Source organism: Hominiventricola filiformis (genome assembly GCF_020686965.1).
GTDB classification, from domain to species: Bacteria; Bacillota; Clostridia; order Lachnospirales; family Lachnospiraceae; genus Hominiventricola; species Hominiventricola filiformis.
Map to the genome: position 1 here is coordinate 1 of NZ_JAJEPS010000015.1, position 11,786 is coordinate 11,786.

An 11,786-nucleotide genomic window follows, 5' to 3' on the forward strand; every position below is an offset into this window, starting at 1 on the left:
TAGTGAAATATCGTCTGAATTTGTCGGCGGTCAATGTGCTTCATGGCGGTTCCCTCCTAAAGCCGCCGTGTCAGCGTATAGTCGTCACTCCTTTGTCGAGGGCATAAGGAACGGCGGCCTTGATGTTACTCAAAACCGCCGCAGTACCCGGAAAATCCATTTTGGGCGCACAAAGCTGCCTGCCCTGCAACGGTTTTTTTTCTTTCCCCGTCTTGCGGGGCAGGATCGCTTGGCTTATTCGGTTTTAGTCTTGCTCTTGTTCGACTGCCTCTTTCAGCCGGTCAAAACTCTCATCGCTGATGATGTGTTCAATCCGGCAGGCGTCGGCCTCCGCAGTCTTGGGGTCAACGCCTGCGGTGATAAGCTGCTCGGTAAAGAAGCAGTGACGCTCGTAGATTTTTTCGGCAACTTCCCGGCTAACATCGGTCAGATGGAGAAAGTGATCTTCGTCCATCATAAGAAAGCCGCCGTCCCGCAAGGTAGCCACTGCATGGCACACGCTGGGCTTTGACACCTCCTTTACTGAGCCAGCTTCCAGCCGATGGCCTCCTGTCTGGCCGATACAAAATCGGCATACAGGCCCTTTTGCTGGATCAGCTCCGCATGAGTGCCGCGCTGGACGATATGAGCGTTGTCCAGTACAAGGATCTGATCGGCGTTGCGGACGGTTTTCAGACGGTGGGCAATCATGATGATGGTCTTGTCATGGGTCAATGCCTCGATAGCCCGCTGCAATTCATCCTCATTCTCCGGGTCAACGCTGCTTGTTGCCTCGTCCAAAATGATGATGGGTGCGTCCTTCAGCATGGCGCGGGCGATGGAAATCCGCTGTTTCTCGCCGCCAGACAGAGTGCCGCCGCCCTCGCCAATCACAGTGTCATAGCCATCCGGCAGGGCAGAAATAAAGTCATGGCAGCAAGCCTTCTTCGCCGCCTCAACCACCTGCTCATGGGTGGCGTCCGGGCAGCCAAACTTGATATTGTTCTCAATCGTATCTGCAAATAGGTACACGCTCTGGAACACCATCGAGATATTCTTCATCAGGCTGTCCAGCTTGAAATCTCGTACATCCGTACCGCCTATGGTAATCTTCCCGGCATTCACATCCCAAAAACGGGCAATCAGGTTGCACATCGTTGTCTTTCCTGCCCCGGAAGGGCCGACAATGGCCGTAGTCGTTTTTTCGGGAATGGTAAAGCTGACCTGATCTAATATCTTGCGGTCTGCGTAGGAAAAATCCACCTTGTTAAACACGATCTCGCTGGACTTCGGCGTAATATCAGCGCCTTTCTCGTCCATTACCGGCGTGTCATCAATGGAGTTTGCCGTATCCATCGAGGCCGCCAGCATTTGCAGCAAAGAGGCCATATTCCCGGCGTTCTCCAAATCGTTGAACACCATGAAAGAAGCAATCACCAAAATCAGACCGTAGGCCAGCGGCAGGGAGCTGTCCAGCCAGAACCAGACCGAGGCCAAAAGCAACAGGACGCTGAACACTCGGACAACAGCCTGTTTGATAGCGTCATAGGGAACGCTGGCCTTTGTCAATTTCAGGTTATCCCGGCAGCTCGCCTTAATTGCACTGCCGATAGACTGCGTGCTGTCCCGTTCCAGTCCAAATGCTTTGACAATCCCCATCCCCTGAATGTACTCCAACACAGACTCCACAAGGGACTCCTGTGTGTGCTGGCGTACCCCGCTGAGCGCGGCAGATTTGCGAAGCGCCAGTTCCGCCGCCGCAAGGTAAATCAGGACACCGGCAGCGGCCACAAGACCGATCCGCCAGTCAAATACCAACAGGACGATGACGAGGGCAACCGAGTTGAAAAAACCGCCCAGCACTGACACCAGAACACGGGCTGCTGAGTTCTCTACATCGCCCAAAGTTGTTGTGACAATGGCGGTAATATTCCCGATACTATTCTTGTTGAAGTAGCCCATCGGGATGTAACGCAGCCGATCTCCGATGTGGATACGCTTTTCCGCCACCATGCAATAGCCGGTTTCCGTCTGCTCCATCGTGGAAAAATAGGTCGTGATGATACGCCCAATGAGGGAAACGGCCATAATTCCCAGCGAAATGCAGATAAACTTTCCGTCCCGGTTGTCAGATACTAACGCGCCGATCACTACAAAGAGGGCGGCAAACTGCATGGCTGAAAACAGCCCGGACAGGAATGAGAATAACAGGGATTTTTTTAGAAGCCCCTTTTTGCTGCCTGCAAAAGCAAAGATTTTTTTCAATGTTCCATACATCTGACAACATCCCCTTACATCTGGTCTTTCGCGCCGATGTGCGCCTGCCACATATCCCGGTAGAGGGGGCAGGTTTCCAGCAGCTTCTCATGCGTACCCTGTGCGTGGATGGTTCCATCCTTCACCACAACGATGTTATCTGCGCCAACAATGGTAGACAGCCGGTGTGCGATCACAATCAGAGTCTTGCCGACAGTTAAAGCGGAAATGGCTTTCTGCACCAGCGCCTCATTCTCTGGGTCGATATAGGCAGTTGCCTCGTCCAAAATGACAACCGGCGCATTTTTCAGCATGGCGCGGGCGATGGCAATCCGCTGGCGTTCACCGCCGGAAAGATGGGAACCGGCGCTGCCGACAACCGTATCATAGCCATTATCCAGCTTGCGGATAAAGGCGTCGCAGCCGCTTTGTTTGGCTGCCTGCTCCACCTCTGCGTCCGTGGCACTGGGTCTTCCCATGCGGATATTCTCCCGGATACTGCGGTTAAACAGGTAGTTGTCCTGAGATACATAGGAAATCTGGTCTGCAATTTCAGACAGCGGCATATCCTTCAGCTCATGGCCGCCGAGGGTAATGCTGCCGGATGTAACATCCCAATACCCGGCAATCAGCTTTGCCACCGTAGACTTGCCGGAGCCGGACGGCCCTACAAGGGCGGTCATGGTTCCGGGGTGGATGGCGAGATTCACATCATGCAAAACCTCTGTTGTCCCGTCATAGGAAAACGACACAGACCAAAGAGAAATGCCGGTATTTTCCAGCTTGATCGGCGTTTCTTTATGGTTCAGTTCTTCGACGTTCAGAAGCTGGCTGATTTCTTCCACATTTGTCCCCAGTACAGCCAAATCGTCCGTAAAGGTAAAGGCCGCAATAATCGGCCCAATCAGCCCCAGCGAGAAAATCACAATGGACAGGAAGGTGGAAAACTCCAGACTGCCGGAGAGCCAGAATGCAAAACCGCAGGGCAGCACGCAAATCAGCACTGAGGGCAGGATGGCGTTGTAGGCGCTCATGGTTTTCTGGTTTTCCCGCATCCAGTCCACATAGTAGTTGGCGCTATAATTCACCGCGTCAGAATATTTTTTGTAGGAACCGGCGGATTGGCTGAACGCCTTTACCACCTCAATCCCGCCGATGTACTCTACAATGGCATTTGCCATCTGCTTGCCTGCCTTGACAGCACCCTCCCATTTGACGGGATAATTCTTCATACCGGTAGACATGACAGCAAGGCCAACCACCAGCGTAACAAGGGACAGGAGCGCCATGCGCCAGTCCATAACGAACAGATATACGACAATCACCAAAGGCACCAGCACATTTGCGGTCATTTCCGGGAGCAGGTGTGCGAAGGTCGATTCCATGCCTTCCACCCGGTCAACAATCGTCGTTTTGTACTGGCCGGACGGAGTATCTAAAATCGTCCCCATCGGGACGCGGGCCAGCTTTGCGGTGATATTCTCCCGCAGATCGCGCAGCGTGTAATAGGTCGCCGTGTGGGAAATGACTGTTGAAAGATTGGCGAAAACAACCTTTCCCAAATAACCGCACAATGCAACGATACAGGCCGTCATATAACTGGAAAACTCCTGCTCTCCCGACAGCATCAGTGTGACAATATGCGCCACGCAGAAATAGGGCACCATCTGGCAGGCCACGCCTAATACCGCAAGGATAATACTGCCGATGAATTTCCCGTGATAGGGCTTGCCCCATCCCCATAAGACGCCTATGGGCGACTCTTTCTTTTCTTCCTTCATTTTGTAGGCACCCCCTTTATAAAATAGTTTCGGATTTTTTCAAGACCGGCCTCATCCATTTGAAATTTGTCGATGATGGAACCGCCCTCAAAATGGACAATATCCGTACAACAATCTAAAAGCAGCTCAAGATCATGGGTAATGACATACAAGGTAATGCCTGTATCCCTGACTTGTTTCAAGACATTGGCAACCTCTTTCATGTGTTTGTAATCAAGACCGCTGGTCGGTTCGTCAAAAAATAAGATAGAACGCTTGGATGCGATTGCCGAGGCAATTGCTACCCGCTGCTTTTGGCCGCCGGAAAGGGACATAGGGTGTCTGTCTTTGAAGCCGATTAAATCTAACTCGGCAAGGATTTCCTCAGCCCACTCCTGATTTTCCTCCTCCATACTGATCAGGACTTCATCCAGCACAGTTTCCGTGAAAAGCTGGTGATTGACTTCCTGCATCACCATGTAGCAGGTATTTAGTCTGTCTTTAGGCCGATAAGTTCTGCCGTTCCAGATCACCTCACCGCAGCGCTTTTCAAGGCCGCAGAAACACCGGGAGAAGGTGGACTTTCCAGCTCCATTATTCCCGATGATCCCGACAATACGATTTGCGGGGATTTTACTTTCCCGGATGTGCAGCGTTTCCGGTTCGTTTTTGTAGGCAAAGCAGAAATTGCGAAGTTCCATTTGCTGACCGGCCTGGGGCAATGCTTTCGGCGGCAACAAATCTTCAAGAATAAAGGTACGCAGCCCCAACTTGGCTCTCTGTTGCTCCGTCAGGCTCTCAAACTCCGCTGCGGAGTAATCTTTTTCCACCTTTCCGCCGGTAATATAGATAAAACGATCCGCAAGACCGCGCAGATAGTAGAGCCGATGCTCTGACACTATAATTGTTTTCCCCTGCGACTTCCAAAACGCAAGTATTGCTCTCAGATCCAGGATAGAGGAAGCATCCAGGTTGGATGACGGCTCATCCATAACCAGCACATCCGGCTCCATGATGGATACCCCGGCACAGGCAATTTTTTGCTTTTCCCCGCCGGAGAGATGAAAGATATTGCGTCCCATCAATTTCTCCAGGCGGAAATCCCGGATGGTCTTATCTAATCGTTCCCGAATACTTTGCTCCGGCTGGCCGAGATTTTCACACCCGAATGTGATTTCGCTGGTTGTGTCCACATTGAAAAATTGTGAGCGGGGGTTTTGAAACACGCTGCCAACCGTTTTCGCGGTATCATAAAGGGGCTGTTCCGAAACCTTTGCCCTATTTACCCACACTTCTCCATTCATTTTTCCTTCATAGTAATGGGGAATCAGACCGTTGATCAGCCTGGTAATTGTCGTTTTTCCACTGCCGCTTTCGCCGCAAAGTACGACGCATTGACCGTCCTCTACGGTCAGATTTATATCATGGACTCCACCAGCGTTCTCGTTTTCTTCTTCATAAGAGAAAGTCACATGGTCAATCCGTATCATAGGTTCACCCCCTTCCGTCAAAAAGAAATCTGCTGCTGAAACAAAAACAAGGCAAAACAGATAACGCAAAACAGAATCGCAATCAAATCTTGAACATGGAAATCGATCTGGCACACGTTTGTACGTTTAACGGGGGCTCCAAGCCCCCGTGTCAACGCAGCAGCAGAAAGTTCATCGCCAATCTTCACAACGGACACCATCAAAGGAATAAGGCGATATTCCAACATCAGGAAAGGATTTTTCCCGCCGAATCGTATGCCCCGCATTTTCATTGCATCCCGGATGGCCTGATATTCTTCGCTGATGGTTGGGAAAAAGCGAAAAATGACAGACATTGGAATCACGATTTTTTCCGTGATGTGCATACGCTCCATTGCGCCGATAAACTCACTGATCGAAGTGGATGAGATCAGATAGGCACCTGTCATAATGCCGGGCGCAAACCGCGTCATGATAGATGTCACTGCCAGCACGATGAACGAGAGTAATCCGCTCAAACTCGTAAGGGCAATCCGTTCCAGTATAAAGCAAACCGCATATAGCACCAGATATTTTCCTGCTGTTTTGAAACGGCGTTCCGACAAAATCAGAGCAAAGGGGACAAGGCTTAGACACGGCTTGACGATATTCATAATTCCTTCGTTACTGGTACTGAACATCAGTGTTGTAATCGTCAGCAGCAGAATGAGCTTTGTCCGGGGATCAAGCAGGATTCCTTTTCTTTTTTCGGTTGTTGCTGAAAATGATAGCCCGTTCATCACACAATGCCCGCTTTAGCAAAATGCTTTTTCAGAAGCGCCTTACCTAAAAGTCCGCCCAGGATCGCAAAAATGAAGATTCCGGCGATTACCAGAATAATGCTCCACATAGGCATAACAGCCATTACCCTGTCAGCGTATTCCTCACCAAAGCTGGCCGCAAAACTGGCCCAGGAATCCTCAACCATGAAATACATGGGGATATATGTACCAACCATCCAAAGGCTGAACACCGCATACCCGATCAGGCTCTTCTTGGCGCTTTTATAACCGCCGGATTTCAAAATCAGATCTCCCAGCAGCCCAAAAATCACGCCCATCGGTACGCCCCAAAATCCCATGCCAGTCAGCCCCATCAGCAGGCCGCTTAAAATTCCCATAATTGTAACCATGCCAAATTTTTTAACTCTGGTCAGGAACAGCATGAACGGGATGCCGGTAATCAAAGACCACAATGCTCCGAGGATCGGCAAAAAGATAGGTACAAAGCCGACGGGAATGGCGACACAGCAGCCAATCACAAAGTAGAGAACGGTGAACAGACCGAGGTTAATCAGGTCTTTTGCTTGTAACTTGTTACTCATAACGAATACCTCCATTCATTTGCTGGTTAGCGTTTTCTAACCTCTCTATAAGATACCATAGTTAGCAGTAGCTCTCTACAACCAATCATCTTTTTGGCTCCAAACAGCAACGAGTTTTTTTATTGACTGACTTCGCTTACAATTCTATAATATGATTAAAATCAAGGGCAATGAGCCAGACAAATCGACAGGAGTTAAAAATGAAGATTGATGATATTTTTAGAAAATGTATTGAAATTCCCGGCGTTTCAATAAAACGTAGCGAGTTCAACGCAGAACTACTTATGAAAACTAAGGAAGGAAAAGGGTCTATGACGTTTTTTCAACTTTTCCCCGGACTTACTATTGCGTATATTTTTATAAATTCTCCGACATGGGCAGCTCCAAATTTGGGTGAAGATAGTTTCATTAAAAAAGGGCCTTTGCTCCTAAACTATTGCGTGACTGGTCGTTGCGAGATTATCTTGAATAACGGAAACTTTGTATATGTGAAAGATGGAGATATTTCTCTCACGGAGTGTTTTGCCCAAAAGCAATATGTCTATCCTCGCCGTATCTATGAGGGAATGGAGCTTTTTGTTGATACTAATACACTGGCAACAGAGAGTACATGGATACAAAAAGAGTTTGGCATAGACATCCCTAAAATCATTGAACTTTTTTGCCCAAACGATAACACTTATATCTCAGCAGTTACTCCTGAAGTTGAAGAAATATTGATCAAGCTCTGGGAACTTTTTGATATTGTGCCTCCGTTTTCGATTTCTCAAATGAAGATCTATGTTCTGGCTCTATTTTCATTACTACAAAATCTTAACAATATCCCCCCATCGCAAGCCTGCACATTTTTTACTGAAACACAGGTAGATATAGCAAAACGTGTTGAAAAAATTATCACTTCCGATTTGCGGCAACATCATCCTGCATGGGAATTGGCAGCTCAGTTTTCTGTCAGCGAAACCAGCTTAAAAAACTATTTTCGTGGCGTTTTTGGTCAAAATATTTCCATCTATCTACGGGAAGTCCGAATGAAAAAAGCTGCAGAGTTACTGACTTCTACAAGATTGTCCGTTGCAGAAATAGCAGAGTTGGTCGGCTATATGAATCAAAGCAAATTTGCATCAGTTTTCAAAAAACAATTTGGCCTATCGCCATTGGAATACCGGCGGTCAAAAAAACTGGAAAATATATAAGATAAAGCCGGGATTGCTTGCTGGCTTGCAAAATCCCGGCTTCATCTATGCCCAAAATCAGATATAAACTAATTCCTGCAACAACACTTCCTCCACCTGCGCTTTCAGCGTGTTCATCAGCCCCGCCCAGCGCATAGGGTAACAGGCTTTCAGTTCCTCCGTGGCACCCGCAACTTCCATCATGTGAGGCAACATGGTTTCCACACGCCCCTGTGCTGTCCGCTCAATCTCTAACAGGTGGGGATACAGCTTCTCGCTCATCAGCAGATGGTTGTAGAGAATGGGGCGATGTTCCTTTAGGTAGGATTTTCGCATTCTGCCGTACTTGCCGATAGAAGTTTCCGGCTGTTCAGAAAGTTTTAGGTTGGGTATATCATAATCTCCACAACGAATGTAAGTCAACTTACTCATATTCATTTCTCCTTTGCTTCGTGATGATTAGACTGCTGCGCTGGCTGCTATGCTGCCTTTGCGTGGTTCTTCTTTCGGCAGCTGTCCGACAGTAGAAAAAACGCCTTTTTTCATATCCTCAGCCCGGATCAGGGCTTTCTTAGCGTCCATTTCCGCTTTTTTCTTTGCCTTAATTTTGTCCTCATACCGTTTCTGTGCGCCGCTGGCTTTCCGCTTCAAATAGTTCTGATGGAGTCTGTCCTTGCGTTCTTCTTGTTTCCGCAATTCTTCCTGTTCCTCTGGAGTTAAAGGAACCGGCTGTAAGGATGGCGGGATATAGCGTCCTAAAAAATTGAAGTAAATTTCAATTTCCTGCGTGGTATCCTGACTGCCTTTTCTGGCGCGTTCGTGGACAAGGATTTTCTCTACAAACTCGTTGAGCATGGTGTTTGTCATAGTGTCAAAATTCTCGTACTTATCAATCAAGGCTATAAATTTCTCTGCTGATTTCTGGCTTTACTCGTAGCCGGTAACAGCCTTTTCCAACTCCGCAATTTCAATCTCAAGTGCGTCCTGCTCTTTGGCATACTGTGCATCAAGTGCCCTATATCGTGCATCCGGCAGCTTGCCGAGGGCGTTGTCCTCATAGATTTTGCAAATCAGTTTTTCCAGTTCTCCGGATCTCTTTTGAGCAGCGGCCAGACGCCTGCGCTTTTTCGCTATATCGGCACTCTGTTGGGCAACCTGCGTCTCCTGAACGGTGTGAATAAATTCCGTCCGGTCATTTCTGGAATATTCAGCGATAGCCCGGAGCGTGTCGGAAACCAATGTCAGAACAGCACTCTCATTGATACGGTGTTGAGTGGGACATAGTGTCCCACACGGAATTTTGGTATAATTGGAACAGGTATATTGAGAAATCCGCTTTCTTGTTTTTTTCAATTGTCGATTTTTATATATTGATACATCGGATACGCAAAAAAGGCTGCTGCTCAACAGATGATCTCTCATCCATTTTGCAACAGCCAAAATCTTTCTTTATGCTATTTTCAGTGTGTTTTTGATCTCCCGGATATCCAGCTGAAGTCCCGATATCTGAATATCCATTAATGTACATTCAGATCGTCGGACCCGCACCATGTCAAGTTTACGGGACAGATCCAGATGTCCTTCTGCAATTTTACAGATATTGGGACGCAGCTCATTCTCCATGATAAATTCAATTTTCTCAGTCTTTCTGCCAAGTCTCTCAACATCTGTACTGAGTTTCTCCATTCCAGTCTGAAGCTCCACTACATCCCCTTGAAGTTTTGTCACATCTTTTCTCAGTTCTTTCACTTCCACCTGCAATTCTGTCACATCCGCACGCAGCTCTTTCATTCCTACCTGCAGCTCCGTCACATCTTTTCTCAGCTCTTTCATTCCTACCTGCAGTTCCGTCACGTCTTTCCTCAGCTCTTTCACTTCTTCACGCACAGGTTCTATTGCTTTCGTGACAACTCCACCTATTAGTTCCAGATCTCTCTCATTTAACATGCCTTTCCTCCTTTTCTTTAGCTATTCGTTTTACTTTTTCAAATTACAACTTGCAGTATATCATATGTTTTATGAAATGTCAGTACAGTTTACATAAATTCAAGAAGTTCGTGCATATTTCACAATAACTGATTGTATCAGATTCCCCGAATTGCCTGGAAGACGCCATAGAGATCCAGCAATCCATATCCCCAGGTTTTGTTAGGATAAGTATAATTTTCAGAGCGGCTGGCACCGCGGATCAGGTAACGTTGAATGGTAACACTGTCCATGGCAGGTGCGTTCTGCTGTACAATCCCCCATTCCAGAAGAAGGGCGCAGGCTCCTGCCCCCAGGGCTGCCGCCGCACTGGTTCCTGTGAGAGTACTGTTTCGTCCTCTCATATCAATGGTGGAAACTTCCATTGCAGGCGCCGCCACATCAGGCACCACTTTTCCGGTTCGCGTATATCCTCTGCCTGAGTCATACCAGATACTGTTGGTTCTGGCATCATATCCGGCAAAGGTCAGAACACCTTCCGCATTGGCAGGTTCTGTGACGGTTGTATCCGGATCCGACCGTATAAAATAAGTTTCTGAACTGATAAATCCTGTCACTGGCAGCCACATATGAAATCCTTTTTCCAGATTTCCGACGGAATAAATTCGAATGGTCCAGATTCCGGCAGTTGGATTCTGAAAAGCCAGCAAAATCCGCTCATCCCCGGAAATCACTTCCGATAATTCATACTGTACATCCAGCATAGTATTTTCAAACACAAAATCATAACGTTCTCTGCTCAATACCTGGGGCGTAATTCGTGAAATCCGTTCTCCGCTGGGCGCAATCACCTCCGTCACAAAAAGTCCTGGCGCATTTCCCCAGAGATTTACCTGAAATCCCGTCTCCCCGGGTCCCACTCTCAGCTCTACATCCATATATCCGGTTTCCGACGGTACAGTCCCGTAGAAATGATGTCCCCGATTTCCCTCATTTCCGGCGGCTGCCACCACTGCCCGGCCTGATTTTCTGGAAATATAGGTAAGATATAGTCCAAGGGGTGTCTCGCCTGTATGTCCGCCGGAATTGCTGCCAAGCGCCAGACAGATAATCAGAGGCTTTCCCTCCCGCTGGGCCAGAAGATCCAGATACCGGATTCCCAGCATAATGTCCGCTTCCTCATAGGCAATACTGTCCTGAGGAATTCTCTCCAGCTTCCTGATAAAGGGCTTTGCCTCCTTCAGCTTCACAAAGGCAATGTCTGCTTCCGGTGCTGCCCCTAAAAAGTTTTCATTCGTAAGTTCCGATCCCGCCGCAATGGCCGCCACTTTGGATCCATGCCCGTTCTCATCCCGTCCCGGCAGATATTCCCGTCCTTCCCGAAGCCACGAATCTATCTCTTCCCGACCATAACCGCTCCCATAGAGAAATCCATCCGGCACAGTGCCGCTTTGATCGGTCTGATCCCATAGTCCGATCAGCCTCGTTCTTCCATCTGAAGTCCGGAACACGGGATTTTGCAGGGCAATCCCTGAATCCACGAACCCAATGATCACACCGCTCCCCTTTAACTGCAGCGCCGGCTGATTCTGAATGGTCAGAATCCGGGTTGCCTCCAGACTTTCCGTATCCATCTGCGTATGGCAATAGGTTACACCATAATCTCCCACAGGCAGACTGATCCGGTTACCGAATACTTCCTCCCGCCGTACATAATACACACTGATGTTCGGACTGATATATTGTCCGCAATACCCGTAGGGCAGCCATTCCGCTTCCGGCGGCCGCACATCCATCTTCCACACAAAATCAATATACTCATCTGAAAGGATTGCTTCCCGGCAGTCCATACCTGTTCCTC

9 protein-coding genes and 2 pseudogenes are annotated in these 11,786 nt (G+C 48.4%); 1 reads left to right on the forward strand and 10 read right to left on the reverse strand.

Annotation, left to right across the window (positions count from 1 at the left end):
* Positions 1-244: 244 nt before the first annotated feature.
* The 6 genes and pseudogenes from LKD36_RS13075 to LKD36_RS13100 form a co-directional block, all read right to left on the reverse strand.
* Positions 245-517 (reverse strand): annotated as a pseudogene (locus LKD36_RS13075) (metal-dependent transcriptional regulator); the annotation flags it as partial.
* 2 nt (positions 518-519) lie between these two features.
* Positions 520-2,256 (reverse strand): ABC transporter ATP-binding protein, encoded by a 1,737-nt coding sequence (locus tag LKD36_RS13080; RefSeq protein ID WP_118769916.1) that lies wholly within the window; start codon positions 2,254-2,256, stop codon positions 520-522.
* 14 nt (positions 2,257-2,270) lie between these two features.
* Positions 2,271-4,016 (reverse strand): ABC transporter ATP-binding protein, encoded by a 1,746-nt coding sequence (locus LKD36_RS13085; protein WP_118769915.1) that lies wholly within the window; start codon positions 4,014-4,016, stop codon positions 2,271-2,273.
* Positions 4,013-5,485 carry an ABC transporter ATP-binding protein gene (locus LKD36_RS13090; protein WP_118769914.1) on the reverse strand — a complete coding sequence of 491 codons (1,473 nt, stop codon included), beginning with the start codon at positions 5,483-5,485 and terminating at the stop codon, positions 4,013-4,015. Before LKD36_RS13090 ends, LKD36_RS13085 begins: the two co-directional genes overlap by 4 nt.
* A 17-nt stretch (positions 5,486-5,502) precedes the next feature.
* The gene (locus tag LKD36_RS13095; RefSeq protein ID WP_308459883.1) at positions 5,503-6,243 is read right to left on the reverse strand and encodes an energy-coupling factor transporter transmembrane component T; all 741 of its coding nucleotides are present in this window, start codon (positions 6,241-6,243) and stop codon (positions 5,503-5,505) included.
* Positions 6,243-6,827 carry an MptD family putative ECF transporter S component gene (locus LKD36_RS13100; protein WP_015524597.1) on the reverse strand — a complete coding sequence of 195 codons (585 nt, stop codon included), beginning with the start codon at positions 6,825-6,827 and terminating at the stop codon, positions 6,243-6,245. The genes LKD36_RS13095 and LKD36_RS13100 overlap by 1 nt, the downstream gene beginning before the upstream one ends.
* A gap of 200 nt (positions 6,828-7,027) precedes the next feature.
* On the opposite strand from LKD36_RS13100, the gene LKD36_RS13105 reads away from it, so the two are divergent.
* A complete protein-coding gene (locus LKD36_RS13105; RefSeq protein ID WP_118769912.1) occupies positions 7,028-8,020 on the forward strand; it encodes an AraC family transcriptional regulator in 993 nt (330 codons plus the stop codon).
* Between the two features lie 57 nt (positions 8,021-8,077).
* On the opposite strand, the gene LKD36_RS13110 is transcribed toward LKD36_RS13105, so the two are convergent.
* From LKD36_RS13110 to LKD36_RS13125, 4 genes and pseudogenes are all read right to left on the reverse strand, one after another.
* On the reverse strand, positions 8,078-8,431 hold the full coding sequence (locus LKD36_RS13110) for a TnpV protein (RefSeq protein WP_118769911.1): 354 nt from the start codon (positions 8,429-8,431) through the stop codon (positions 8,078-8,080).
* 27 nt (positions 8,432-8,458) lie between these two features.
* Positions 8,459-9,337 (reverse strand): annotated as a pseudogene (locus LKD36_RS13115) (DUF4368 domain-containing protein); the annotation flags it as partial.
* 111 nt (positions 9,338-9,448) lie between these two features.
* The gene (locus tag LKD36_RS13120; protein WP_118769910.1) at positions 9,449-9,946 is read right to left on the reverse strand and encodes a coiled-coil domain-containing protein; all 498 of its coding nucleotides are present in this window, start codon (positions 9,944-9,946) and stop codon (positions 9,449-9,451) included.
* A gap of 137 nt (positions 9,947-10,083) precedes the next feature.
* Entirely contained in the window at positions 10,084-11,775 is a 1,692-nt protein-coding gene (locus LKD36_RS13125) for a S8 family peptidase (RefSeq protein WP_118769909.1), read from the reverse strand.
* Positions 11,776-11,786: the final 11 nt, after the last annotated feature.

Coding starts and splice junctions, on each gene's coding strand:
- LKD36_RS13125 (WP_118769909.1), bottom strand. CDS start 11,775: ATGGACTGCCGGGAAGCAATCCTTTCAGATGAGTATATTGATTTTGTG.
- LKD36_RS13100 (WP_015524597.1), bottom strand. CDS start 6,827: ATGAGTAACAAGTTACAAGCAAAAGACCTGATTAACCTCGGTCTGTTC.
- LKD36_RS13085 (WP_118769915.1), bottom strand. CDS start 4,016: ATGAAGGAAGAAAAGAAAGAGTCGCCCATAGGCGTCTTATGGGGATGG.
- LKD36_RS13120 (WP_118769910.1), bottom strand. CDS start 9,946: ATGTTAAATGAGAGAGATCTGGAACTAATAGGTGGAGTTGTCACGAAA.
- LKD36_RS13105 (WP_118769912.1), top strand. CDS start 7,028: ATGAAGATTGATGATATTTTTAGAAAATGTATTGAAATTCCCGGCGTT.
- LKD36_RS13080 (WP_118769916.1), bottom strand. CDS start 2,256: ATGTATGGAACATTGAAAAAAATCTTTGCTTTTGCAGGCAGCAAAAAG.
- LKD36_RS13095 (WP_308459883.1), bottom strand. CDS start 6,243: ATGAACGGGCTATCATTTTCAGCAACAACCGAAAAAAGAAAAGGAATC.
- LKD36_RS13090 (WP_118769914.1), bottom strand. CDS start 5,485: ATGATACGGATTGACCATGTGACTTTCTCTTATGAAGAAGAAAACGAG.
- LKD36_RS13110 (WP_118769911.1), bottom strand. CDS start 8,431: ATGAGTAAGTTGACTTACATTCGTTGTGGAGATTATGATATACCCAAC.